This is a genomic window from Aeromonas sp. Prich7-2 (assembly GCF_017939255.1).
GTDB classification, from domain to species: domain Bacteria; phylum Pseudomonadota; class Gammaproteobacteria; order Enterobacterales; family Aeromonadaceae; genus Aeromonas; species Aeromonas caviae.
Map to the genome: position 1 here is coordinate 1 of NZ_JAGKRI010000036.1, position 25,155 is coordinate 25,155.

General features: G+C 54.9%; 19 protein-coding genes. 8 read left to right on the forward strand and 11 right to left on the reverse strand.

Annotated features, from left to right (window positions below):
• Positions 1 to 104: 104 nt before the first annotated feature.
• The 7 genes from J9892_RS07840 to J9892_RS07870 all read right to left on the reverse strand — a co-directional run bounded on the left by J9892_RS07840 (position 105) and on the right by J9892_RS07870 (position 7,703).
• A complete protein-coding gene (locus J9892_RS07840) occupies positions 105 to 950 on the reverse strand; it encodes a helix-hairpin-helix domain-containing protein (RefSeq protein WP_210538181.1) in 846 nt (281 codons plus the stop codon).
• Positions 951 to 1,297: 347 nt separating this feature from the next.
• Positions 1,298 to 1,804, reverse strand: coding sequence for a hypothetical protein (locus tag J9892_RS07845; protein ID WP_134997595.1), 507 nt, complete (start codon positions 1,802 to 1,804; stop codon positions 1,298 to 1,300).
• Positions 1,801 to 2,220 carry a hypothetical protein gene (locus tag J9892_RS07850; protein ID WP_134997596.1) on the reverse strand — a complete coding sequence of 140 codons (420 nt, stop codon included), beginning with the start codon at positions 2,218 to 2,220 and terminating at the stop codon, positions 1,801 to 1,803. The genes J9892_RS07845 and J9892_RS07850 overlap by 4 nt, the downstream gene beginning before the upstream one ends.
• Positions 2,217 to 4,280 carry an integrase gene (locus tag J9892_RS07855; protein WP_223930587.1) on the reverse strand — a complete coding sequence of 688 codons (2,064 nt, stop codon included), beginning with the start codon at positions 4,278 to 4,280 and terminating at the stop codon, positions 2,217 to 2,219. The genes J9892_RS07850 and J9892_RS07855 overlap by 4 nt, the downstream gene beginning before the upstream one ends.
• Positions 4,277 to 5,758: a site-specific integrase gene (locus J9892_RS07860; protein WP_200163879.1), complete on the reverse strand. Its 1,482-nt coding sequence runs from the start codon at positions 5,756 to 5,758 to the stop codon at positions 4,277 to 4,279. The genes J9892_RS07855 and J9892_RS07860 overlap by 4 nt, the downstream gene beginning before the upstream one ends.
• Before the next feature lie 21 nt (positions 5,759 to 5,779).
• A complete protein-coding gene (locus J9892_RS25175) occupies positions 5,780 to 6,973 on the reverse strand; it encodes a site-specific integrase (protein ID WP_200163880.1) in 1,194 nt (397 codons plus the stop codon).
• Between the two features lie 160 nt (positions 6,974 to 7,133).
• Positions 7,134 to 7,703, reverse strand: a complete 570-nt coding sequence (locus J9892_RS07870; protein WP_010674212.1) for a single-stranded DNA-binding protein — start codon at positions 7,701 to 7,703, stop codon at positions 7,134 to 7,136.
• A 517-nt stretch (positions 7,704 to 8,220) separates the two neighbouring features.
• On the opposite strand from J9892_RS07870, the gene J9892_RS07875 reads away from it, so the two are divergent.
• The 6 genes from J9892_RS07875 to J9892_RS07900 all read left to right on the forward strand — a co-directional run bounded on the left by J9892_RS07875 (position 8,221) and on the right by J9892_RS07900 (position 18,315).
• Positions 8,221 to 8,859, forward strand: a complete 639-nt coding sequence (locus tag J9892_RS07875) for a LuxR C-terminal-related transcriptional regulator (protein WP_010674213.1) — start codon at positions 8,221 to 8,223, stop codon at positions 8,857 to 8,859.
• A gap of 92 nt (positions 8,860 to 8,951) precedes the next feature.
• The gene (uvrA, locus tag J9892_RS07880; protein ID WP_210538182.1) at positions 8,952 to 11,780 is read left to right on the forward strand and encodes an excinuclease ABC subunit UvrA; all 2,829 of its coding nucleotides are present in this window, start codon (positions 8,952 to 8,954) and stop codon (positions 11,778 to 11,780) included.
• Between the two features lie 141 nt (positions 11,781 to 11,921).
• Positions 11,922 to 13,607: a diguanylate cyclase gene (locus tag J9892_RS07885; protein ID WP_210538183.1), complete on the forward strand. Its 1,686-nt coding sequence runs from the start codon at positions 11,922 to 11,924 to the stop codon at positions 13,605 to 13,607.
• Between the two features lie 447 nt (positions 13,608 to 14,054).
• Positions 14,055 to 14,666 carry an OmpW family outer membrane protein gene (locus J9892_RS07890; protein ID WP_010674216.1) on the forward strand — a complete coding sequence of 204 codons (612 nt, stop codon included), beginning with the start codon at positions 14,055 to 14,057 and terminating at the stop codon, positions 14,664 to 14,666.
• A gap of 197 nt (positions 14,667 to 14,863) precedes the next feature.
• A complete protein-coding gene (locus J9892_RS07895; RefSeq protein WP_202040606.1) occupies positions 14,864 to 16,843 on the forward strand; it encodes a methyl-accepting chemotaxis protein in 1,980 nt (659 codons plus the stop codon).
• Between the two features lie 8 nt (positions 16,844 to 16,851).
• Complete coding sequence (locus J9892_RS07900; protein ID WP_109421820.1) at positions 16,852 to 18,315, forward strand: ABC transporter substrate-binding protein; 1,464 nt, start codon at positions 16,852 to 16,854, stop codon at positions 18,313 to 18,315.
• 60 nt (positions 18,316 to 18,375) lie between these two features.
• On the opposite strand, the gene J9892_RS07905 is transcribed toward J9892_RS07900, so the two are convergent.
• Complete coding sequence (locus J9892_RS07905; protein WP_161470228.1) at positions 18,376 to 19,167, reverse strand: GNAT family N-acetyltransferase; 792 nt, start codon at positions 19,165 to 19,167, stop codon at positions 18,376 to 18,378.
• Positions 19,168 to 19,494: 327 nt separating this feature from the next.
• On the opposite strand from J9892_RS07905, the gene metF reads away from it, so the two are divergent.
• Entirely contained in the window at positions 19,495 to 20,391 is an 897-nt protein-coding gene (gene metF / locus J9892_RS07910) for a methylenetetrahydrofolate reductase (RefSeq protein ID WP_010674220.1), read from the forward strand.
• A gap of 63 nt (positions 20,392 to 20,454) precedes the next feature.
• Here metF and J9892_RS07915 read toward each other — a convergent pair whose 3' ends face one another.
• Complete coding sequence (locus tag J9892_RS07915) at positions 20,455 to 21,519, reverse strand: DUF3103 family protein (RefSeq protein ID WP_210538184.1); 1,065 nt, start codon at positions 21,517 to 21,519, stop codon at positions 20,455 to 20,457.
• Between the two features lie 147 nt (positions 21,520 to 21,666).
• Positions 21,667 to 22,818: a benzoate/H(+) symporter BenE family transporter gene (locus J9892_RS07920; protein WP_246876643.1), complete on the reverse strand. Its 1,152-nt coding sequence runs from the start codon at positions 22,816 to 22,818 to the stop codon at positions 21,667 to 21,669.
• A gap of 113 nt (positions 22,819 to 22,931) precedes the next feature.
• Between J9892_RS07920 and J9892_RS07925 the strand changes: the two genes are divergently transcribed.
• Complete coding sequence (locus J9892_RS07925; protein WP_210538185.1) at positions 22,932 to 23,504, forward strand: XRE family transcriptional regulator; 573 nt, start codon at positions 22,932 to 22,934, stop codon at positions 23,502 to 23,504.
• Here the strand turns inward: J9892_RS07925 and J9892_RS07930 are convergent, their stop codons facing one another.
• Complete coding sequence (locus J9892_RS07930; protein WP_210538186.1) at positions 23,505 to 24,701, reverse strand: NnrS family protein; 1,197 nt, start codon at positions 24,699 to 24,701, stop codon at positions 23,505 to 23,507.
• Between the last annotated feature and the right edge of the window lie 454 nt (positions 24,702 to 25,155).

The window sequence follows — 25,155 nt, forward strand, 5'->3', positions numbered from 1 at the left end:
TGGGGATAACGCCTTAAATGGCGAAGAAACGGTCTAAATAGGCTGATTCAAGGCATTTACGGGAGAAAAAATCGGCTCAAACATGAAGAAATGAAATGACTGAGTCAGCCGAGAAGAATTTCCCCGCTTATTCGCACCTTCCCTAACTTATGAAGCACTGAATAAAGTGCATCTAATAATGTAGTTTTACCTACACCTGCACCACCATTAATAATTAGAAAACGATGTTTTATAGCCCCAAAGATAGCTTCTTTTTGAAGAGAGCTTAAGTGAAAGCACTTTTTACTTTCGTATTGATTGATATAGAAGTTTATCCTTTTTTCATCGAGAGATAATTTACTCGGGGTTGTGATGAGGTTCACCAATCGCTGAGCAACATATGCTTCCATGGTGAAAGCACCTGCGCTCTGTAATTCATTATCACCAACCTCAAGGATATTTTCACACGATGTGGCGAGTGCGAATGCTTGATTAACATAGCACTCTGTTTTCTCTGGATTCATTGGGATATGCAAGAGTTGTTTCAGCCATATATCTAAATCATATCGTGTTGCTAATGTACTCCCGTTAGAAAGCTGACAGTACAACGCCTCCTCGGCTGCTGCTGCGAACCTAATAGGAGCGTCCAATTGAAAGCCTAGAGCCAGTGAGATCCGATCACATTCATTAAAATCAACACCAAATGCTAATAATCGGTAAGGATCTTCGCTTATCTTACTTATGGTTTCCTGTTGATAATAATCTGATACCAAAAATGAGGTTGATACTGATAAGCCTAAATTTGCATTGCAGAATCGCATAGCATTAATATTTATATAGCTACGCCATGCATCGGCAGTATTTTTTGCAGTGTTTTCACTTAATATCTTACGCAGGCTTACAATATCCCCATTATCCAATATTTCAAATAGGGACTCACCAAATGTAGACCATAATTTACGGGCTTTCACTGGGCCAACACCTTTAAATCTGGTGTGACTACCTAACATAAGTGCGATCTGCTCCCCTGATGGCCTAATAAGGTCTAGGTATTGAGGGGTGATTACAGTGAGAATACCTCCGTGCTCTACTCGTCTACTATACTGCTTTTTGACAGCTAATTTAACCAATGCACCCTTTGCCAATATTAGTGATAGGCGCTCACTGTTATGTTCATTTATGTGAATGATGTAGTTCTGCTTGTAATTGCAGTTACGTAGAGTGTCAGGATCTATCTGTACAGCATGAAATGATCGACCTTTTCTGGATGAATATGGTGATCTTGTGATGCGGAAAAACCTCTCTTGCCCGAAGTCATTCATCTCGGCACCCGCTTAAATATTTCTAGCAATTCCATGCGATGCTGATCTCGATGTGAATTTGATTGAAGAGATTTATATTCCTGCTTCAATCCTTCTAGATGAGATTCTAGTTCTGCAACCCGTAGCTGTAATTGGCGAATCATTTTATCTTTCTCTTGAATGCTCTTTTCTAGCGGGCTGTATCGATTTGCGGGTGTTTTTGAAGTATCCCGAGCCTGGTAGGGCAGCTCCTGTAAGGTATTCTGTTCAGCTAGCCATTGAGCCTTACTTTTAAGGTACGCAACAATGTATTTGTTTTGGTAATAGCTAGAGCGAGATATGCCAATCTCTTTTATTATTGCAGTTGCATTTAAACTGCCATTTTCTATGAAGTTTTGCCATTCAGCAAGGTCAAGTGGCCCGACCAAATTTGCCACCTTAACTAGATTTTCACGCGCCTTGGCATGCATTCTATCGAGATCGAAATCTTCCAGTTCACGACTAATACTGAATGCTCTATTCATTTTTTAAGATCTTTCAATCTAGCTTTTGTCTTCATAGAGTGTGGGAGCGGTGCTTCCAACTCCTCAATGGACATACCATGACTTGTTGCATTGGCGAACCAGCGAACAAAAGTCTCATCATAGTCAGCTAATAGTTTTTTTAACTTGATATTTTCCTCTTTCACTTTATCAAGTTTTGATTGGGTTTCTTCTGCACGCCTGCCGATATTTTCTATTATGTTGCTACTTTGATTGGCTTCTTTATAAGCCTTAACAATAGATTCTTTTTTGGACAATGCTTGCCGAGTAAACCCTGTCTCCTGTTCTAGTTCCTTCCAGGTGACCTTATTCCTCCCACTGCGGGCAGCTAGGATTACGATGAGTTTGCAGAAGTCTTGCTCTAGTGCAGCTGTAATTTGTTTCTGTTCTTTTTTCATATTGCAACACACCCATTATTACCATTAGGAAAAACTTGCACTCGTTCTCCATCTGAAATTGAATTATCCTGCTCAATGGCGAGGGCTATACGACAACCATTTAATAGCTCTTCATGAGAACGTAGCCAGTTATTGGAGCCATGATATTCTGCGTCAACAGCTGCCTTAACATGCTGAATTCGAGTTTCTTGTTCATCTTGAAGTTTTTGTAAATGAATTATCTCTCCCTGTTTTCCTTTTATACGATAATACTCAGAGCACCCACGGACGCATGCATAGTATTTTCCACATGGAGAGTCACTATAGTCATGTTTACATAAGCCAATTGCAGTGATAAGTGTTGTGCCAATGTCTTCTATCGTTTCAAGAACCTCATCACGATCAACCAGCGTAAAGATCACTGATGCCTCTTTTGCTTGCTCTGGTGTTATATTTGAGGCGGCAAAGAGTATGTCTGCGTTATCCATGACTCTTTTAGCTGGATTAGTGTGGTCATAGGCTATATTGTCTGGAGTATACTTTCGCCCAAAGTAGCGAGCAACCTCTATAGGAGTTACTGAATCTGAGATCTCCAGCATAGTGCCTAGAAAGTGACGAAATTGATGTGATGTCAGCCGGATTTGTTCACCCTGATAGCACAGATGTTTGCGTTCAAATATATTTTTGATACCAAATTCAGGGCGACCTGAAATATAGTCTGATATCTGAGTATGCGTTATCATTGTGAATTCCCAGGGCTCTGTGCTCTTATCAGAATGATGGCGCTGATGTTGGGTAACAAATATTAGTTTATCTGGGCAATCAGCCACACTTAACACTGACATCTGTTTCCATAATTCATCGATAGACTTCTTCGCCAATGAAAATGTTTTTTCCTTTAAGTCTACTGAGTGGAATGCGGCCGCATTTTTACCTGTATTTGGATTCAGTTTATTAGTCAGATTAACATTTCTTTTCTTTAGATAGGATAATAGATTTGAACGTGATGACCAGTTTAATCTTTCCCAAATGTCAGTGACAAAAAGCTCACAATCTTCGGTGATAATTGGGAAGAAGTCGTATTTTCCATTAATGACACATTTAATCGTGTCACGTACAGGTGCTAATATTTCAAGTGCGCTAGTCAGACCTTTTTGTAGAATCGGAAGCAGGCTTGGGGCTATAGCCTTGGTCTGATATGCAGCGCCTTTTTTGGCTCGATAGCGGATCTCATTAATGCATACTATGTCAATTTCGCCTGTGAAGACGTTTAGCTCCTCAACTTCCCTGGCCTGTAAACACTCGACATCCAAGCAGATCACCTCATCAAATCGCAGACCTGTTGCAAACATAATTTCTACGATAGCCTGAAACAGGGCATCATCACCTTCTAGATTCGAGTTAGAAAGTGTTGCTACTGCGATGAGGCTTTCGTGGGTAGGTAGCTTCTCATGCCGTTTGGTAGTTGACTCAAAATCGATTCTTGAATCACTGGCGGTATGCGTGTCACCGCGTTTAGCTGACTTTTTGAATACTATCTTTTGGATAGAAAGCTTCTTCTTGTTAATGAAAGTCGCAATAGATTCAAGTTTCTGACCAATACGATAGAAGGTAGAACTTTCTAACCTATCGTGTGCTTCAGCCTCTGCTACTTTGAAGTCATAAGTAGTCAGATTACTTGCTGTAATATTCCTTTTTAGCATCGCATTATCTAAATACCGATATGCAACAATATAGAAATTGAGTGTCCCTACATCTTTCGCTTTCTCAATTTGCAATGCTGAGATATGACATTTAGCGATATCAGATAGATCAAGATTGTGAAACGGCTTGATGTCATTATATGATGACTTAACTTTTTTTCCGAGATTGTTATCTCTGCTAAAATTGACTGATATATTATATCCAGATTTTCTAGCTTGAGTCTTACAAATACCTTTAGCATCCCAGCTAATGTCATCCCATTCCCAACTTTCTATTTTTGCAAAGGGAGTGTTTTTTTTGTAAAAGTGAACCAATTGTGCCAGATTGCTATCAGAATCCACACCAATTGACGGTAATAATTGTAGGCTGGTATTCATAGTTCACCCCGATCGAACATGTCAGCAAACTTGCGAGCAGCTAAAAAATCTTTATGTTGTAGAATATTTATGGCGTGAGCATCACCAAATACTTCTTTTATTTCTTCTACCATCGTATCTACAACTTCCTTATGGTCAACGTCTTCAAAGGCTTCTAGAGAAGAACAGTTGTAACAAGAAAGTGGGGGTTGAAGAGAACATGGGGTTGTGCTACCACAGCTACCAATTTTAACAAGATTTAAATTTTTCGATGGGGCGAAAATTCCTTGTCCTCTCTGAGAGGTATAATCGGGCGTAACAACTTTACCTGCAAATACATCGATTATGTCGATGGCCTGACTTCGCAGTATATCATCTAGTTTTTTAGCAACGTTATGCGATTGTCTATAATAAACGTCTAGCTGTTGTAAATCACTATGATCCATTAGTTCTGCAACAACAGTCATAGGAGTGCCCTTGGCGATTAGCCGCGAGCAGAAGGTTTTACGAAGTCTACGGTTGGTTACCTTGAAGTCCAATCCAACAGCCATTCTGAACTGATTGGTGATGTATGTTATCTTGGTTATCTTTACTTGCTGCTTAACTAATTCATCTCTAAGACTGTAATACTCTGAGATTACAGGCCAATCATCAGTGATTTTTGTACCTAGTATATATTCGTAACGTGATTTCATTGATGAAATTAGTTTTGCAAGTGTTTTTGTTATGGGGCGAATTTTATAAACGTTATTATTGGTCCTCCCTCTTTGTTTTGCCCTTAAAACTTTTAGGGTATGTACACCTTTGTCAGAGATTTGCAAGTCGGAGAACTTTAGTCTCATCACCTGGATATTTCTCATGCCAAGAACTTGGGCACATTTTAGTGACACCAATCCCTGTAACTCATGGGTGGTGAGTGTCTCTGGTAAAACTGAGTTTAATGTGGAGATGAAGATTCGTTCTTCCTTGATCGTGAGTGGTCCACGGTCAGGAATTTCCATAATTACATCAAGGCCCTTACCCTCGGCTGTACCAAACTTTATACTGGCTAGGTAGTAATCATAAAAGTCTTCATCAAAGTGTGGTAGACCCTCTTCAACACACCATTTATACAGTATTCTTAAAGCAGATTTAGTGCTAGGACTACGTTCAGAGCTCAAAAGCTCTCTGTAGATTTCTTGTATTTTTTCGGCAATATCTTCTGCTACAGTATCGTCAGGGATTTTGAGTAGGCGCCAACAATGTTGTTGTGAGAAAAGAGCATAGTTAGAGTAGATATGACAAGCATAAGAAATCCATGCACGGGCATGCTCTCTTAGTTGGGGAGAGATTTTTTCAAAGAATAGGGTCTCCCTCTCCGGTTCCAGAACTACTTTACTTTGTGTTAAATCCAGTTGTTGGCCTGACTGGCTTACAGGATATGGGTCATAAGAAAATTGTGGATGCTGGTCTATTTGTACCAACATAATTTCGTTTTTATCTAATTTTTTTGTCGGCATGGCCACCACCTTGGCAATTTTTTATGATATTTTTCTATGTAATTCCATTTCAGCGTGAAGTTGGTTTAGAACTAGGTTGCATTGCTCCATTATTGACCCAGTTTCATATATTAGACTACTATCTGAGTTATACTTCCACCCCCCAACATTATTTTTTATCTTTTTCTGTTGAGCTGCGTCAACCCCCATTTTAGTAAGCATTCTGTCAATATTTTCAAAGAGTGTATGCCTTAATTTATGAGGATGAATATCTGAAAACTCTAAAATTTTATTCTTGATACTTGAGAAAATATCATCCAATGCTGCTATTGATAGCGGATTATGTGGCTTAGTTGTCGATAAGAGTAAATAGGGGCTCTTCATGGCTGAGTCGCCAAGAGATTTTCTCGCCTGTTTATATTCATCAATCAGTGAAGCTAGAGGAAATGAAATAGGAATAATCCTGCCAACTGTTTTCTCGCGTGGCACTCTATTACGAGGATCGTTATGTTCAATATTCTGTTGTGTCAGGATAAATGGGTAAACACCATGTACCAGCTTGCTCGTATGGCAGTTTGATGTAGTAAGTGATAGCAGTTCACTTTTTCTAATTCCTGTTTCTAAAAGTAACCTAAGAATTAGCTTGTTACGTAACTGAGTAGATTTATTCCAGCCAAGAGAACTCGGTATTTCCATGATGTCATACAGTGTTGCTTGTTGGACTAATGACAATCCAAGAATGCGGCCTGGAGCTGTCTTTGGTCTTCTCAGCTTGACTAGTTTTACTTGAAGCCTTCTCATCATCTCGGGGATTTGACTGAATAGAGGATCAGTATTACGGCGCTTGGATATTGCTTTGTCGGCTAAAAATTGAAAATAAACCAATACCAAATCAAGGCGTTGATTGAAATAATCAGGACTAACAATATCTGGTCGGAGGGGTCTTGCTCCGTTGATATCGTATGAGCGATGCTCAAGATGTTTGAGAAAACTCTGGTATAAGCCAGTGTCAGCAAACCCTGTGCCAGCAACAATTTCCGCTAGATCTACTTTTAGCATTGCTGCCCATCGTTCGATATGGATTAGGTGGTTTGCATTATTCTCCTGTGTTTTTTCCGCACCATACAGGTGTGTCAGTGTGAACTCACATAGCCTCGGGATGGGGAGTCCTCTCTCATCAACGATTAGATACTTACGTTCATTGTACTGCTTCATGTTGACGGTTCTGAGCTTCACTGCATCACTCCTTTACACTTTTATACACCCATTCCTAAGGTATACTGCGTGCTTTCAGAATGTGCAATCTTTACATGCTCAGAAAAGAAAAAACCCCGAAATATCGGGGTTTTTAGGCATTTCGCTTTACAAAACGCTTTACATTTTAAAAAATCCGGCCCTAGAACGGAATATCGTCGTCGAAATCCATCGGCGGTTCGTTGTAGACCGGCGGGGCGGATTGCGGCTGCTGGGCCGGACGGCCGTAACCGCCTTGCGGTTGCATGTTCTGCTGCGGGGCAGCAGGACGTTGCATGTTCTGTTGCGGTGCAGCCTGTTGCGGCTGGCCCCAGTTGCCCTGGGATGACTGGCCGCCCATGCCCTGGCCACCGCCCTGCGGACGGCCACCCAGCATCTGCATCACACCGGTGAAGCTGTCGACCAGCACCTCGGTGGTGTAGCGCTCCTGGCCGCTCTGATCCTGCCATTTACGGGTCTGGAGCTTGCCTTCCACATAGACCTGGGAGCCCTTCTTCAGGTACTCGCCGGCGACTTCGGCCAGCTTGCCCATGAAGACGACACGGTGCCATTCGGTGCGCTCTTTCTGCTCACCGGTCTGCTTGTCGCGCCAGGTATCGGAGGTGGCCAGGGTGATGTTAGTCACGGCACCGCCGCTCGGCATGTAGCGCACTTCCGGGTCTTGCCCCAGGTTACCGATCAGAATGACTTTGTTGATGCCTCGACTGGCCATAATCTCTCTTCCACCCTTATGTATACCGGCCAGGCCAGATGCCTGGGCCCATTCAATAATGCGTTTGTTTGCAACGAGATGCGCGCCCTGGACGGGTGTCATCTCTCTTCAGTGTCCTGGCTGCGCCGGAGCTTGCCGGCAGAGGCGTCATGGATCGGCCGCAGCGTTTGGCCGCCATAGTACCAGTTGACGGGCATGAGCGCACATCTTCCCTGCCACTGTGGCGTCAATGGATCGCCACAGCCTGAGTAACTTACCCGAGGTAAGGTGCCACCAGCAAGGGGAGGCGGCTGGGGCAGGCTGCGTGAAGAGGGCGGAGCTGTTATGGTGCGCACCGGCACTACTTGACCCCCCAAATGGGGGGGGCGTGCTAGCCAATTGTATTGGCTGGAAAATTGCTGGGCTTCAAAGGAGCCACCGATGCGTCTAATACTTTTTTAATGCTGCAGCCGGGAGGGGGATTGGTACTCTTCCTTGCCAAAAAGCCCCGACTCGAATGTGCAAGGAAGTTCTCTTGATGACGCCCGACTCCCTCCTGGTGCTGATCACCGAAAATAACGCACAAGCCTCCCGTTTCCAGCGTCACCTCAGTGAAGAGCTTGGTCTGCCCATCTTGCTGGTGGGGGAGCTGAATGACCTGCCAGACGTTGCAGAGGGCGCCCCCAAAACCTTGCTGCTGATCGATCTGGACTATCTCAAGTCGACCCAGCAGGAGCTGTGGAGCAATGCCATCTGCCAGCGCTTTGGCGAGGCCAGTGCCGTGTTGCTCAATGCCCCGACCAGCACCAACAAAGAGCTGCTGCTGATGTGGCCCCATACCAGTGGGCTCTTCTTTCGTCAGGACACGCTGGACAGGCTGGTCTTCGGCATCCGCAAGGTGTTGCAGGGGGAGTACTGGATCCCGCGCCACCTGCTGTGCGACCTGGTGGACTACTACCGCAAGGGGAGCGGGCAACCTCAGCGTCAGCAGACGCTGCTGACCGCCCGCGAGCAGGAGATCGTGCGTCACCTGATGACAGGGGCCTCCAACACCGAGATCGCCGACAGCCTGTTCGTGAGCGAACACACCGTCAAATCCCATCTCTACAACGTCTTCAAGAAGCTGAACGTCAAGAACCGGTTGCAGGCGGTGAGCTGGGCCAAGGAGTATCTCTGAGGAAGGGGTACGGAAGGAAAGACTGTCTATTCATCCAGTAGTCTCTATGCCATACTGGCCCGCTCTGGTTCCCGTATCGAGCGCGCAACAAGATGGAAAAAATCGTGATCCGGGGTGCCCGCACCCACAACCTCAAGAACATCAACCTGATCCTGCCACGTGACAAGCTGATCGTGGTCACCGGCCTGTCCGGTTCGGGCAAATCCTCCCTGGCGTTCGATACCCTCTATGCCGAGGGGCAGCGCCGCTATGTGGAATCGCTCTCCGCCTATGCCCGTCAGTTCCTCTCCCTGATGGAGAAGCCGGACGTGGACCACATCGAGGGGCTGTCGCCTGCCATCTCCATCGAGCAGAAGTCCACCTCCCACAACCCGCGCTCGACGGTTGGCACCATCACCGAGATTTACGACTACCTGCGGCTGCTGTTCGCCCGGGTCGGCGAGCCACGCTGCCCGACCCACGCCATTCCGCTCGCGGCCCAGACCATCAGCCAGATGGTGGATCAGGTGCTTGCCCAGCCCGAAGGCGCCAAGCTGATGCTGCTGGCCCCCGTGGTGCGCAACCGCAAGGGGGAGCACACCAAGCTGCTGGAGAACCTGGCGGCCCAGGGTTACATCCGCGCTCGCATCGACGGCGAGGTGTGCGATCTGTCGGATCCTCCCGCCCTGGAGCTGCACAAGAAGCACACCATCGAGGTGGTGGTGGATCGCTTCAAGGTGCGCGATGACCTGGCGCTGCGCCTGGCCGAATCGTTCGAAACGGCGCTGACTCTCTCCGGCGGCATCGTGCTGGTGGTGCCGATGGACGGGGAGGATGGGGTTGCCCCCATGACCTTCTCCGCCAACTTCGCCTGCCCCGAGTGCGGTTACTCCATGTCGGAGCTGGAGCCCCGGATCTTCTCCTTCAACAACCCGGCGGGGGCCTGCCCCACCTGTGACGGTCTCGGTGTGCAGCAGTATTTCGATCCCGCCAAGCTCATCCATGATCCCGGCCAGAGCCTGGCCGGCGGCGCCATCCGTGGTTGGGACAAGCGCAGCTTCTACTACTTCCAGATGCTCAAATCCCTGGCCGATCACTACAAGTTCGACCTGGAGACCCCCTGGGAGGATCTGCCGCTCAAGACCCAGGAGGTGATCCTGCGCGGCTCCGGGCGCACCGAGATCGAGTTCCGCTACATGAATGACCGCGGCGACGTGGTGGTGCGCAAGCACCCGTTCGAGGGGATCCTGCACAACATGGAGCGCCGCTACCGGGAGACCGAATCCAACGCGGTGCGGGAAGAGCTGGCCAAATACATTGCCAACAAGTCCTGTACCAGTTGCGGTGGCAGCCGACTGCGGGAAGAAGCCCGCCACGTCTTCGTGGACAATCGCAACCTGCCCGCCATCGCCGAGCAGTCCATCGGCGATGCCCTGGCCTTCTTCGAAGGGTTGAACCTGTCCGGTCAGCGTGCCCAGATAGCGGACAAGATCCTCAAGGAGATCGTCGAGCGGCTCGGCTTCCTGGTGAACGTCGGCCTCAACTATCTGAGCCTGTCGCGCAGCGCCGAGACCCTCTCCGGTGGCGAGGCGCAGCGGATTCGGCTGGCCAGCCAGATCGGGGCTGGCCTGGTGGGGGTCATGTACGTACTGGACGAGCCCTCCATCGGCCTGCATCAGCGTGACAACGAGCGGCTGCTCAAGACCCTGACCCACCTGCGTGATCTCGGCAACACCGTGATCGTGGTGGAGCACGATGAGGATGCCATTCGCCTCGCCGACCATGTGCTCGACATCGGTCCGGGGGCCGGGGTGCACGGCGGGGCCATCGTCGCCCAGGGGACGCCGGAGGAGATCATCGCGAACCCCGAGTCCCTGACCGGTGACTACCTCTCCGGGCGCAAGCAGATCGCCATCCCGGCCGAGCGCACCCCGCTCACTGGCAAGTGGCTGAAATTGAAAGGGGCGAGCGGCAACAACCTGCGCAACGTCAACCTGGATCTGCCCATCGGAGTGATGACCTGCGTCACCGGCGTCTCCGGTTCCGGCAAGTCGACCCTGATCAACGACACTCTGTTCCGCATCGCCCACCGCGAGCTGAACAAGGCCACCGAGTCCACGCCTGCGCCCTATCGCAGCGTCGAGGGGCTGGAGCATCTGGACAAGGTGGTGGATATCGACCAGAGCCCCATCGGCCGCACCCCGCGCTCCAACCCGGCCACCTACACCGGCCTGTTCACCCCGATCCGCGAGCTGCTCTCCGGCACCCAGGAGGCGCGTTCCCGTGGCTACCAGCCGGGCCGCTTCTCCTTCAACGTGAAGGGGGGACGCTGCGAGGCGTGCCAGGGGGACGGGGTCATCAAGGTGGAGATGCACTTCCTGCCGGATGTCTACGTGCCGTGCGACGTCTGCAAGGGCAAGCGCTACAACCGCGAGACCCTGGAGGTGAAGTACAAGGGCAAGAACATCCACGAAATCCTCGAGATGACGGTGGAAGATGCCCGTGCCTTCTTCGATCCGGTGCCGGCGGTGGCGCGCAAGCTGCAGACCCTGATGGACGTGGGCCTCTCCTACATCCGGCTCGGTCAGTCCGCCACCACGCTCTCTGGCGGCGAGGCGCAGCGGGTCAAGCTGGCGCGGGAGCTCTCCAAGCGGGACACCGGCCAGACCCTCTACATCCTGGACGAACCGACAACGGGGCTGCACTTCCACGATATCCAGCAGTTGCTCAAGGTGCTGCACCAACTGCGGGATCGGGGCAACACCATCGTCATCATCGAGCACAACCTGGACGTCATCAAAACCGCCGACTGGATCGTCGATCTGGGGCCTGAGGGGGGCGCCGGTGGTGGCCGCATCCTGGTAACGGGGACGCCGGAACAGATCAGTCGTTGCGAGGATTCTCATACGGCCCGCTTCCTGGCACCTCTGCTGGCCAGATAAAGCGTTCAATAATTGTGACAAGGGGCCCTGGACCCCTTGTTTTTATTGTGGTAATTCAGTGACCTCTCGGCGGGCCTATCCTCCATACTTGGGGCAAGACCCTTCCCGCTTCGCATTGCCATTCAAAGGATATTGGCGCCCATGGCTCAACCGTCCCGCTCCATCGACCATCTGCTGGCCTACTCCATGTTTCCGGTCTGGGCCGGAGCCATCCTGATGCTGCTCATCGTGATCGCACTGGCCCGGGTGCCGGCGGCGCAGCGGGTCGAGGAGCGGCGGATGGAGGAGCACCTGCAGCGGGTGATCAGGGCGGTGCAGAACGACATCGGCGCCATGAATGCTTTTACCCGGGACTGGGGGATCTGGGATCAGAGCTACCATTTTCTGGCCCACCCCAACCAGGCCTACATCAACTCCAATCTGCTGGTCGACACCCCGATGCGGGACTTTGAACTCAACGTGTTGAGTTACATGGATTTGCAGGGTTCGGAGATCTGGACCCGCACCCTGTTGCCAGACGCGCCGGACACGGATACCACCCTGTTGCCCTCCTTTCTGGACGATCTCAAGCTGCAGCTGCTGCGCGAGTCACGGCAGGCGGGCATCAGCAGCCTGAGTGGCGTCAGGCGCTCACAGTGGGGACCGCTCATCTTTTCGCTGCAGCCGGTGACAGATACCCTCGGCAGCGTCAAACCCAACGGCTATCTGCTGGCGACTCGCTGGCTGGACAAGCGCTATCTGCAGGATCTGGGGGAACGGACCGCGCTCACGCTGACCATAGCCCAGCCAAGAACGCGCGAGCATCTGGGCTCCTTCAAACCGCTCGGACCGCACATGAGCTACCGGCTGGTCGATCTCGGGTTGCAGCAGGTCAGAGGGGAGGGGTTGCTGCTCGACAACGACGGCGAGCCTGTATTGACCCTGATCGTGGACGAGGAGCGGGACGTGTTGCTGGGGGCGATGGAGGGGGCGATCTGGACCTTCATCGGCATGCTGCTGATAAGCTTCGCCTGCATTCTGATGGCTCTGGCCCGGCTGCGGGCCATCGTGCTGGGGCCGATCGGCGAGCTGGTGGGGGCGCTGCACCAGTTTACCGAAAAGCAGGATGCGAGCGTGCTGCCCATCATCGACAGCAGCCAGGAGATGGCGCTGCTCAGCCGCAAGTTCCGCGAGATGGCGGCCAGGATCAACCTGCATCACAGTGCCCTGCAGGCCCACTCCTCCCGCATGGAGGTCGCCGCCTATACGGATCCACTGACTCATGCCTTCAACCGCCGTTATCTCGATGAGTGGTTGCTGAACCGCCAGGATCCGGCGGCAGGCTGGGTGCTGGTGATCCTGGATCTGGATCACTTCAAACGGGTCAACGATCGCTTCGGCCACGACATCGGCGATCTGCTGTTATGTCAGCTGGCCGAACTGCTGCGAGGGACGCTGGATGAGGAGGAGCCGCTGATCCGGCTGGGTGGCGAGGAGTTCATGCTGTTGCTGGCCAGAGAGGAGCCAGGACAAGTGGCGGAACGGATCGAGCGCCTGCGCCGCAAGATCGCCGACTGCCGTTTCGGGCGGGAGGAGCTGCCGCTGCGCATGACCGTCTCGCTGGGATTCTGCGATTATCCTCTGCATGCGGAGCTGGAGGACTCTTTCTGGAGTCTGAGTTTCAAGCTGGCGGACATGGCCCTGTACCGGGCGAAACAGGAGGGCCGGGATCGCTGGCGTGGATACAGCGGCGAGCTGGGGCGGGCACAGTGGAGGTTGAGCCCGGAGCAGCTGGCGGAAGGGGAGTGGCTGTTGTGCCAGGCCTCCCACGCCAACCAACCGGTCTAATGGGTCAGGATCAACAAGGCCATGCCGAGCACGAAACCCAGCAAAATAAACAGAAAAGAGCCAATGCCCCAGATGGCTGCCAATATGGCTACTATTTTGTCCCTTCTGGTTTGTGGTTTCATAAAGAATTATTTACAGCCCGGCTACATGGCCCGCAAAAATACTCTTGTTGGACGAGTGAAACAACCGTTTTCAGTCGTTTTTATCCGCAATAAGATATATGGAAATTATTTCTTATTGTTGTTGGTAAGGCGGGAAATCTATCCATTTCATTGTTTTTATTTGATATTTTTGATGTTTTTCTCGATGCTCAGCATGGTTGTAAGCTGCTGTACACATCTATCTATTTCTTGGTAACGTTTGAGCTAAATCAATAACTCGGCATTCACATCCTTTTATAGTTTTCGGGCTTGCAACATAGAAAGAAAACAAAAAAGGAATAATGTGATGAAAAAGATCCTTCCTCTGTTAATCGCAGCCGCTTTTGCTTCCCCCGTCGCCATGGCACATCAGGCCGGTGACATCCTGGTCCGTGGTGGCCTGGCGTTCGTCTCTCCCCAGACCAGCAGTGACAACGTGCTGGGGACGGGCGAGCTGGAGATCGACAGCAACATGCAGCTTGGCCTGACCCTCTCCTACATGTTGACGGACAACTGGGGTGTCGAGCTGCTGGCCGCGACCCCCTTCTCCCACTCGGTGTCGACTGCCGGCCTGGGTGAGGTCGCCAAGGTCAAACACCTGCCGCCGACCCTGATGGCGCAGTACTACTTCGGTGATGCCAACAGCAAGGTGCGCCCCTATGTGGGGGCCGGTATCAACTACACCACCTTCTTCGACGAGGAAGGGCGCGGTGCCCTGGCCGGGACGGATGTGAGCGTGGACTCCTCCTGGGGGATGGCGGGTCAGGTGGGCCTGGACATGGCGATCAATGACCGCTGGTTCGTCAACGCCTCCGCCTGGCTCATCGACATCGATACCGATGTGCATACCGCCGTGGGCACCATCAACACCTCCATCGATCCGGTGGCCTTCATGTTCGGCGTCGGCTACCGCTTCTGATGACAAACGTGGCCGGTGCTCGGCCATGACAACCAAGCATGTCTCTTTGGCCCGGCTCTGTTCGGGCCCTTTTCTGCCTGCCATGTCACGCCAACTGTGATCTGGCCCGCCATCGCGTCACGAACCGCTATTCCATTGCACCCCGCTGCCGATAACCTCGGCATTCACCCCTTTCCCCAACGAGTGAGGATGCCTCCATGGGTTTATCTATTGTGCAGCGGATCATCGCCGGCTTCGTGCTGATGCTGTTGTTGCTGGTTCTGCTCGGCTTCATCAGTATCTTGAAGATCCGGGGGATCAACGAGGGGCTCTCCCAGGTTTCTGATCGTGCCACCCCCCTGGTGATCGCGGTCGCCGGGCTCAAGGGCGCACTGCAGGACAGCAACCGCTGGGTGCTCACCTACAGAACCAGCGAGGAGGCGGCCCAGTTGCCGCAACTGGCCAGCCAGTTCAAGGCGCAGCAGGAGCGTTTCCTGGCCCAGAGCAAGGAGATGGCCCGGTTTGACGGGGTGGCGGAGGCGAGCGAGCGGTTCCGCCATGTCGACGGGGCGACCCGCGAGTTCTACGGGTTGGCGGATCAGGTGCTGACCCAGCACGGTCAGTGGGTGGCCGCACTCGATCGGCGCCATGAACTGGAGCTGGCGTTCATCCGGCTGGAAGATACCTACCAGTGGGCCGCCGATCTGTTGCTGCAGCAGACCGCGAGCAAACGCTCCATGCGCAACAAGGCCGAACTCATCACCTCCGGCATTGCCCGGGATCTGAAAAACATCCGCCGGGCCGATGCCAAGACCGATCTCAATGAATTGGAGAAGGTGCTCGGCAAGGATATCGAGATGGCACGCAAACGGCTCGAACGGGTGCAGGTGCCCGATGACGTGAGGCAGCGTTTCATCGTCAACCTCGATCGGATGCAGGAGCTGGCCCTCGGCCCGAAAGGGTTGCTGGCGACCATGCGCAATGGCCAGCAACTGGCGGCCTCGCTGCAGTCCCTGAACCAGCAGCTCGACACCAGTCTGGTCAACAGCCTGGCGCTGCTGGACGAGATGGCCAAATCGGCGGGCGGCATTGCCAGCGCGAGCCGGGTCGGGGCGGATGACGCCGTCAGCAGCGCCAGCGCCTGGATCCTGATCGTGTCGGCCATCTCCGCAGCCGCCGCGCTCCTCATCGGTTACACCACGGCCCGCAGCATCCAGCGTCCGCTGCAACTCATCGATCGGGAGCTGGATCGCATGGCCACGGGTGACATGACCCGGCGCATCGACTACCAGAGCCGCTGCGAGTTCGGCAGCCTGACCCGCTCCATCAATACCCTGGCAGACAAGACTGGCGAGCTGCTCGCCCAGATCAATGCCGGCTCGCGCCATCTGGTGGACGAGGCGAGCCGCGCCGCCGAGATAAGCGAGCGAGCCATGTCACGGGTACAGGATCAGAAGAGCCAGACCGATCAGGTGGCTGCCGCCATCACAGAGCTGGAGGTGAGTGCGACCGAGGTGGCGCGCTCCACCGACGGCACCAAGCGCGAGGTGGACCTGGCGGACGAAGAGGCCCGCGCCGGACGCAAACAGGTGGCGACTACGCGCCAGATCACCGAACAACTGGCGGGTGCCATGGAAGAGGCGGTCGGCATCACCCACAAGCTGGGGGAATTCAGCGACAACATCGGCAGCATCCTCGACGTGATCCGCAGCATCGCCGAGCAGACCAACCTGCTGGCGCTGAACGCGGCCATCGAGGCGGCCCGCGCGGGGGACGCCGGTCGCGGCTTCGCGGTGGTGGCGGACGAGGTGCGGGCACTGGCGAACCGGACCCAGACCTCGACCGAGGAGATCCAGGCCATGATCGAGAACCTGCAAAGTTCCAGCAAGCACGTGGTGGCCGTGATGGCACGCAGCCAGGAGCAGACCCAGGATTGCGTGGCCCAGACCCGGGTGATGGACGAGGCGCTGCAATCCATTGCCGAGCGGATGAGTGCCATCAAGGCGATGGCGGATCAGGTGGCTCATGCCGCCCAGGAACAGATCTCCGTGAGTCAGGGGGTTGCCCGTCATGTCGCCGGCATTGCGGATGTGGCTTACGAGACCGAGCGGGAGGCGCGGGAATCGGCCAGCAGCAGTGAGGTGCTGGCGGATCTGGTCGCCAAGCAGCAGCAATTGATCGCCCATTTCAAGGTGTAGGAGGACTTATGGCTAACAAGTGGATCGGGGCCCTGAGTCTCCTGTTGTGTGGCCAGCTGATGGCCAGCGAGCTGGTGATAGAGAGCTGGCGCATAGATGACAAGGCCTTGTGGGAACAGAAGATCATTCCTGCATTCGAGGCCGCCCACCCGGGTATTCAGGTGAAATTCAACGGGGTGCAGAACGTCGAGTACATGCCGACCCTCTGGGCCAGCCTCAAGGCGGGCAAGGCGGGGGATCTCATCACCTGCCGCCCGTTTGACGACTCCCTGGCCCTGTTCAAGGCGGGCCATCTGGTGGAGCTGAGCGAGATGGCGGGGATGGAGAACTTCCCGAGCTTTGCCCAATCCCCCTGGCAGACCGACAGTGGCGCCCAGACTTTCTGCGTACCTATGGCATCGGTGATTCACGGCTTCTTCTACAACAAGAAGATTTTCAGTGAGCTGGGGCTGACGGTTCCCCAGACCCGCGAGGCATTCTTCGCGGCCCTGGACAAGGTGAAGGCGGATGGTCGCTATGTTCCCCTCGCCGTGAGCGGCTCGGAGAGCTGGGTTGCCTCCGAGCTCGGTTTCCAGAACATAGGCCCCAACTACTGGAAGGGGGAGGATGGTCGATTGGCGTTGATCGGGGGCCAGGAGCGCTTCAACAACCCGCAATACGTCAAGGTGTTCGAGGAGCTGGCCCGCTGGCGTGACTACCTGGGGGAGGGGGGCGAGAGCCGCGACTACGCCACCACCAACGAGCTGTTCACCTCGGGCAAGGCTGCCTTCTATGCGGCGGGATCCTGGGAGATTGCCCCCTTCACCGGCAAGGTGGACTTCGGTGTCATGCGCCCGCCCGTGGCAAAGCAGGGGGATGGCTGTTTCTTCACCGATCACACCGACATCGGTATGGGGATGAATCCGGCCAGCAAGAACAAGGAGGCCGCCATGACCTTCCTGCAGTGGCTGACCACTCCCCAGTTTGCCGAGCTCTATACCAACTCGCTGCCCGGCTTCTTCTCGCTCTCCAACCACTTCTTTGAAGCCACCAATCCGGCGGCCAGAGAGATGATGGAGTGGCGGGATCAGTGCGATTCCACCATCCGGGTTGCCACCCAGATCCTCTCCCGCGGCACTCCCAAGCTCGGGGATGAACTGGCCGAGGTGAGCCAGCAGGTATTGCTGGGAACCGTGGCACCCAAGGCGGCGGCCGATCGCCTGGAACAGGGGTTGAAAGGGTGGTATGCCCCCCATCAGGGCAACCAGGGCAAGGGACAGGAGTGTCAGTGTGAGGCGAGCGTGCCTGCCGTCCCTGTGTCGGGTGTCATCGGGACCGAACCTGCTGCACCTGTGGTGCCGGAAGGACAAGCGCCTTCCGGAGCAAGCGCGACCCAGCCTCCGTCAGTACCGGTGTCCGGAGCCGTCGCTCCAGCGCCTCCTGCCGAAGTGGAGGAGGCGCTCGCCAGCGAACTGGAGGGGGCACAGCCCTGATGGTTCACCATGAAGAACGGGAGGCCTTGGCCTCCCGTTCTTCATCTGCGTGATGACCTGTCATTCCCGTGGCAAGCGGCACAGGCTGCCAATACGGGCCACCGGCACGAAACCCAGAGTGCGATAGACCCGCTGGGCGTGATAGTGCTCGTCTGCCACTATGATGAGCGAACTGGCCCGTGCCAGTCCCTGGCGTGCGACCTGGCTCAGCAACAGACGACAGAGCCCCCGGTTTCGCCACTCTGCGTGCGTGCGCACCAGTTGAAAGCGTCCCAGGGTGCCGGTGAAGAAGAGTCCGCAGCTGGCAACCAGTTGATCCTGATGCCATAACCCCCACCACTGTCCGAGCCCGTCATCGATCATGGCCTGATAGAGCTGGCGGCGTGACAAGAGATAGGGAAGATAGCGCTCCTCCGAATGGGCGGGATCCCGCTCTGCCAGCTCGAAGGCGAGCCACTGATCCCAGTCCGCCGCGGTGAACGGGCGAGCCGGAGCCAGGTCGCTGCCGGTGGGGGCTTGCCACTCCATTGCACCCAGCGCCAGTACCACGTACTCCATGTATTGGTACCCCGCCGCCACGAACCCGGCGACCCGGCTGTTCTGGCCTGCGGCGAGAGGCCACTGGAAGGTGCGGTGGCGGATACGGGGATCCCAGCCAATCAGCCTGTCGAAACTGGCCTCGAGCCAGCCCTTGTCACGATCGCTTGGGGGGGTGGGCAGCAACAGGTAGTTGCCGAAGTAGTAGTCTGGAGAGCCCGGGGTGCGCACGGTCCAGAACGCATCATGATCCGTCACCTCGCCCTGATAGCGATCGAACAGCAGATCGGTGGCAAAACCGGGGTGATCTTCCATGATGGGGCTCCTGCAAACGCTTGAATTGCTTATCGGCAGGCGGGGAAAGAAGTTAAAAAAAGGCCGGGAAACCCGGCCAAACAATCACACGCAGATTCAGAACGTCCAGGACGATCCGCCCGCATCATAGCGTGCCTGACAGCATTTTGGGATGGGGTCGCTCATTACTTAGGTTGAATTGCAAAATAAAAAAATCGGCAATCCCCCTTGTCGCTGACAAATCGGTATTGACTTTGATCCGTTTTATCATAAAGATAGAAAGACGTTTAGACGTCCAAACATCCGTTTTGGCGTGAAGGAATGGGTTGCAGGACAGGGAGAGAGCAGATGGGATTTCACAGCGCGCGTCAGGTTGAGGCACTCAACCAGAGTTTGGCGGATCTGGGTGGCGACATATCGGTCAGTTTCGAGTTTTTCCCGCCCAACAGCGAAGGGATGGAGAACACCCTCTGGCAGTCCATCGAGCGCCTGCAGGTGCTGGAGCCCAAATTCGTCTCTGTGACCTATGGCGCCAACTCGGGCACCCGGGACCGCACTCACAAGGTGATCAAGGACATCAAGGAGCGCACCGGCCTCATCGCCGCCCCGCACCTGACCTGTATCGACGCCAGCCGTGACGAGCTGCGCACCATTGCCCGTGATTACTGGAACAGCGGCATTCGCCACATCGTGGCCCTGCGCGGAGACTTGCCCCCCGGCCTCGACAAGCCTGACATGTATGCCACCGACCTGGTTGCCCTGCTGAAATCCGAAGCCGATTTCGATATCTCGGTCGCCGCCTATCCGGAAGGCCACCCTGAGGCTCGCAGTGCGCAATCCGACCTGCTCAACCTCAAGCGCAAGATAGATGCCGGTGCCAACCGGGCTATTACCCAGTTCTTCTTCGATGTGGAGACCTATCTGCGTTTTCGGGATCGCTGCGCCGCCATCGGTATCGATGCGGAGATCGTGCCGGGGATACTGCCGGTCTCCAACTACCAGACCCTGGCCAAGTTTGCCGGTTTCACCAACGTGAAAATCCCGCGCTGGATGCACCAGCGTTTCGAAGGGCTGGAAAACGATCAGATGACGCGCAACATGGTGGGAGCCAGCATTGCCATCGACCAGGTGCGTGTGCTGAGTCAGGAAGGGGTGAAGGATTTCCACTTCTATACCCTGAACCGCTCAGAGCTGACCTACGCCATCTGTCACACACTGGGTGTGAGGCCGAAAGGTCAGGCCTGATCCGCGGCTCTGATACAGAAAAGCCAATGAGTCTTCTCATTGGCTTTTTGTTTTGGGCGACAGTCAGGGCCGGGTTGGCTGGATCTCCCTGGGCTCGAGATCGATGACTGCATTGCCGGCGGCACCGGGATACTGGTGATAGCTCTGGTCCTGCTCCAGGGTATAGAAGGTGTCGAGGTAGTCGTCGTTGTTGGTCATCCAGGAGTCCGGAAGTGCCTTGACGATACGACCGCCGAGGTCGAGGAAGGGCAGGGCCTCGGGTACGCCGCCCGCAGTGAAGCCGAGTTTGAGTGCGTCAATCAGGAGGGCACTCAGCTCCTTGTAATTGACGTTGTCATCCTGCTCCATCATGACCACGTCGACGGCTCCCCAGCGGTAGCGATCCCAATAGACCAGGATCTGGTTGGGGGTGTAGTCGGTGTTGTCGTAGTCGAGATAGGGCATGTCGACGATATCTACCACGGGCTCGTCCCTGCCAGGATTGACCCCGGCCACGACGGCATAGACCTCGGCGGCGCCCAGCAGCCAGGGCTCCTGATCATCGTTGAGCCTGATCTTCTTGAGAATGCTGGTCTTGAGGGGCGTGGTGTTGCTGGTGGCACGGGGCGTCACCTGCATGTCGGCGGCAGCCAGCGCCTTTCGCATCACCTTCAGGCCGGCATTCTTGGCTTTGACCGGATCGGCCTCCACCACCAGTACCGGCCGCGCCGGCGGCTGGTTCACATCGAGATAGAGCGGGCTGCCGGCGCTGTCGAACGCCTCGATGGCGCTCCAGCTCTTTTCGTCACCACTTGGTATGTAGGCAACCAGTGGCTCAACCCCTTGTTGCAGTGCATCCGCCTGATCCGGATTGGCCAGCCGCAGTTGCATCAGTTCCCTGACCTCCCCATCCAGCCCTTGCCGACGGATGGCCGCCTGGTTGGCATCCCGAGCCTGGCGCTTCAGGCGCGGGCTGGCCTTTGGCAGCAGGTTGGGCAGTGGACTCTGGTATTCCTGATTGTTCAGGAGCGGCAGCAGGTTCTTCTGCTGCAGCGCGAGCTGGCGTGCCAGCTCCCGATCGGTGTCGGCAGCCTGGGTCGTGGTGGCGCCCAGCAGTGCCAGTAACAAAATGACAGCCTGATTCCTCATCTTCGTTCTCCAGTATTGAGTCTGACAACGGCGCTTGTCGGGAAGGATCTGCGCCGTTTTGTCACTAGAAAGGAATAAGGTTCATATGTGAACGCTCTTCTCAGGATTATGTGCTGCGTCTCACTGGAGTCTCCCCAGATGGTCAGGTCAGGCGCGGAGCCGGTTGACTTGATGCAATGTCACTCCGATCAGCAATCCCCAGCAGGCAGACCCGACCCCGAGCAGGGTGATCCCCGAGGCAGTCACAAGGAAAGTCAGTAGCGCGGCTTCCCGCTCCTCGTCCTGCTGCAAGGCGCTGTGCAAGCTGCTGCCTATGGTGCCGAGCAGCGCCAGCCCGGCCACGCAGGTGACCAGCACCGCAGGGAATGCGCTGAACAGGGCAACCACGGTGGCACCGAAACAGCCTGTGAGCAGGTAGAAACAACCAGCCCACACGGCAGCAGGCCAGCGTCGAGTGACATCGTGATCCACTTCCTTGCCCATGCAGATGGCGGCAGTGATGGCGGCCAGGTTGAAGGCATAGCCGCCAAACGGTGCCAGCAGCACGCCGATGAATCCGGTCCAGCCAATCAGGGAAGAAGTGGCCGGTTGATAGCCGTGGGCGCGCAGGATGGCAATGCCCGGCATGTTTTGCGAGGTCATGGTAACGAGAAAGAGCGGGAGTGCGATGCCGAGCAGGGCGTCGATGGAAAAGGCTGGCGAGTTCCAGACCGGGGTGGAAAGTTGCCAGTGAACCTCGTTGAGTTGCAGCTCGCCCCTCAGGGTGCAGAGCAGCATGCCGGCCGCCAGGACCAGCACCATGGTGTAGCGGGGCCAGAGGTGGCGACCCAGCAAGAAAGCCAGTAGCAAGGTGCCAAGCAGCAGAGGATCTTGCGGTGCCACCTTGAAGAGATCCAGCCCGAACCTGAGCAAGACTCCGGCCAGCATGGCGGCCGCCAGGGGGGCGGGAATGTGACGCATCAGCCTGTCGAACCAGCCGCTGATACCGCAGAGGGTGATCAGCAGTGAAGAGATGATGAAGGCGCCGATGGCTTCAGCCAGACTGAAGTTCCCCAGGCTGGTGATGAGCAGGGCGGCACCCGGGGTAGACCAGGCCGTCAAGACAGGCACCCGGTAATAGAGGGAGAGGCCGATGCAGCTGACCCCCATGCCGATACCCAGTGTCCATAGCCAGGAAGAGACCTGGGCTGTATCGGCACCGGCGGCCGTGGCGGCCTGGATGATCAAGACGACAGAACTCGTGTAACCCACCAATACGGCGATGAGTCCCGCGACCATGTGGGGGAGGGCTAGGGGCATGGGAAACTTCCTTGTGGATGCTGGTAGCTTGTGCGCTATTGCGTACAATGTGGTTTCGACTATAACGCTGTGCGTTATGGCGCACAATATGGCTCGAAGAAATCGGAGAACAGATGCAGGAGATGAGTCGCTATCTGGCCCAGCGATTGAAAGGGCTGCGCACTGAAAGAGGATGGAGCCTGGATATGGCCGCCCGTGAAACGGGGGTGAGCAAGGCCATGCTGGGACAGATCGAGCGAGGTGAATCCAGTCCGACGGTGGCAACATTGTGGAAGATTGCCACCGGTTTTCGGGTCTCTTTCTCCAGTTTCATTGAGCCGACACCAGCGGCACAGGGAGAGACGGTATACCGTATTGCCGATGATATTCGACAGCAGCCGGCGGGAGAGGGGATGCAGGTTGCCCCGCTTTTCCCCTATGAGGCCCGCTTTGGTTTCGAGTTGTTCGAACTGACCCTGCTACCTGGCTACCAGCGGAAATCAGAACCCCATGAACCCGGAGTGACCGAACATGTCATCGTCATCAGCGGTGTGATGGAGGTACTGGTGGACGGAGCGTGGCGTTCCCTCGATCAGGGGGAGGCCGTCCGGTTTGCAGCGGACCGTACCCATGGCTATCGCAATCTTGGGGTCGCTCCCGCCATCTTCCACAATCTGATCCACTATCCGGCCATGGCCACGCGATGACTAGCCGGGGCGGCCATCCGCTCTGGGACTGGTCAGTATGGGGGTATAAACCCAGACAAAGAGACCGTAGGCGGCAACCCAGCTCCATCCGCTGAGGTTCCATCCCGTGAGGGTGAGATTTGGCCAAAAGAGAGGGAGCAAGACCCGCAACAGCGCGGACAGGATGACCAGTGCAAATGCCGCCGAGATCCTGCGCCCTATCTGCAGGGCTCTGCCACTGTGGCCGAGGGATACACGGGCTATCATCCCGAGGATCATGGCCCCCATGCTGCCCGCGCTGAACAGATGGCTGGTCAGTGACAAGGCAATCGGCCAGCCAGCCGTGCGTGCCGCCAGGGCGGTCAGCCCCAGTGGGATAAAGAGGTAGGCCAGGTGAAGCGACCACAGCAGGGGGTGGGCCACCGTGGTTCCGGGTCGCCAGCGCAGCTGCCTGTAGAGGTGAGCCCCTGCCGCCACTATATATAGAGGGAACATCTGAATGCCGATGACCCACTGGGTCGGGAGTACTAACCAGAGCAGCAGGATGAGCCACAGAGATGCGAGGGCAATGCGCTCCAGCCACGGCAGTGGTAATGCTTTTTCCGTCCCAGTGGCTCTGGCGGTAAAGAAGGGAATGACACGTCCTCCCATGACGGCAATCAGGGTCGTGAAGAGGAGCACGGTTGCAAGCAGGATATGTTCCACCAGTGGCCATTCGGCATGCCACCGCCAGCAAGCGGTATTGAGCAGGGTCAACACGAGAAGCAGGGGAACAAAAAAGAGATTGCGCCACTGGCGCGTCACTATGATGGGTCTGGCGAGAAACCACGTACAGAGGGGCAACCAGGCCAGGTCCATGACCATCAGAGTGACATTGCTTTCTCCAAACCAGGGGAGCAGGCCTCTCGGGATGGCCCACAATCCCACGACCAGTGCCAGCGGCCAACCGCGTACACCTGGGTGAGCGGTCCAGTTCTGGACGGCGGTAAGCAGAAAACCCGCCACTATGGCGGCACCAAAGCCGAACAGCATTTCATGTGCATGCCACCAGATGGGGTTGCTAATCCCGGGCAGAGCGAACCAGCCGTTGAGTTGCCCCAGCCAGCCCAGCATCGCCAAAGCCGAGAACAAGGCGCCGAACAGGAAGAAAGGCCGAAACCCGAGGCGGAACAGAGGAACGATTCTCTCCTCTTTGCGGCTATCCAGGATCTGGTGCATGAATGAAACCTTAATTGAACATTTGAAAAGCCAATTATAAAGTGGCTTTTCAAATGTTCAATTTAAATCCAATGACAGCCCGAAATGGTGGTGATGCGAACGAAATAGAACCGCTTTGCTGTATATCTGAGCGAACGATTCTTTTCGGTGAAAAAGCCCTTGTCATCACGGCGCGGCTCCCTATAATGCGCCCCTACCAGCACGGCGGACCACGCCGAACTGATGAGTTCGCTTCCTTGTGAAGCCAGCGCCGAAAGAAAAGCGAAAACAACCGCTTGACTTTCGAAGTGAGGAGCGTAAGATGCGCATCCTCAACGCGATAAGCGTGACGCTCTTTAACAATTTGAATCAAGCAATCTGTGTGGGCACTCACAGCATCGAGCATCAAAAACAATTTTTGATTTTCAATGTCTGATGAAGTGACCAAAGCAACTTTTAGTTGCAGCAGTTAATT

Excerpts from the sequence above, each read along its gene's own strand:
- J9892_RS07915 (WP_210538184.1), bottom strand. The coding sequence starts at position 21,519 with ATGAGGAATCAGGCTGTCATTTTGTTACTGGCACTGCTGGGCGCCACC.
- J9892_RS07900 (WP_109421820.1), top strand. The coding sequence starts at position 16,852 with ATGGCTAACAAGTGGATCGGGGCCCTGAGTCTCCTGTTGTGTGGCCAG.
- J9892_RS07845 (WP_134997595.1), bottom strand. The coding sequence starts at position 1,804 with ATGAATAGAGCATTCAGTATTAGTCGTGAACTGGAAGATTTCGATCTC.
- J9892_RS07860 (WP_200163879.1), bottom strand. The coding sequence starts at position 5,758 with ATGCCGACAAAAAAATTAGATAAAAACGAAATTATGTTGGTACAAATA.
- metF (WP_010674220.1), top strand. The coding sequence starts at position 19,495 with ATGGGATTTCACAGCGCGCGTCAGGTTGAGGCACTCAACCAGAGTTTG.
- J9892_RS07895 (WP_202040606.1), top strand. The coding sequence starts at position 14,864 with ATGGGTTTATCTATTGTGCAGCGGATCATCGCCGGCTTCGTGCTGATG.
- J9892_RS07850 (WP_134997596.1), bottom strand. The coding sequence starts at position 2,220 with ATGAAAAAAGAACAGAAACAAATTACAGCTGCACTAGAGCAAGACTTC.
- J9892_RS07855 (WP_223930587.1), bottom strand. The coding sequence starts at position 4,280 with ATGAATACCAGCCTACAATTATTACCGTCAATTGGTGTGGATTCTGAT.
- J9892_RS07870 (WP_010674212.1), bottom strand. The coding sequence starts at position 7,703 with ATGGCCAGTCGAGGCATCAACAAAGTCATTCTGATCGGTAACCTGGGG.
- J9892_RS07890 (WP_010674216.1), top strand. The coding sequence starts at position 14,055 with ATGAAAAAGATCCTTCCTCTGTTAATCGCAGCCGCTTTTGCTTCCCCC.
- J9892_RS07875 (WP_010674213.1), top strand. The coding sequence starts at position 8,221 with ATGACGCCCGACTCCCTCCTGGTGCTGATCACCGAAAATAACGCACAA.
- J9892_RS07930 (WP_210538186.1), bottom strand. The coding sequence starts at position 24,701 with ATGCACCAGATCCTGGATAGCCGCAAAGAGGAGAGAATCGTTCCTCTG.
- J9892_RS07905 (WP_161470228.1), bottom strand. The coding sequence starts at position 19,167 with ATGGAAGATCACCCCGGTTTTGCCACCGATCTGCTGTTCGATCGCTAT.
- J9892_RS07920 (WP_246876643.1), bottom strand. The coding sequence starts at position 22,818 with ATGCCCCTAGCCCTCCCCCACATGGTCGCGGGACTCATCGCCGTATTG.
- J9892_RS07885 (WP_210538183.1), top strand. The coding sequence starts at position 11,922 with ATGGCTCAACCGTCCCGCTCCATCGACCATCTGCTGGCCTACTCCATG.
- J9892_RS07925 (WP_210538185.1), top strand. The coding sequence starts at position 22,932 with ATGCAGGAGATGAGTCGCTATCTGGCCCAGCGATTGAAAGGGCTGCGC.
- uvrA (WP_210538182.1), top strand. The coding sequence starts at position 8,952 with ATGGAAAAAATCGTGATCCGGGGTGCCCGCACCCACAACCTCAAGAAC.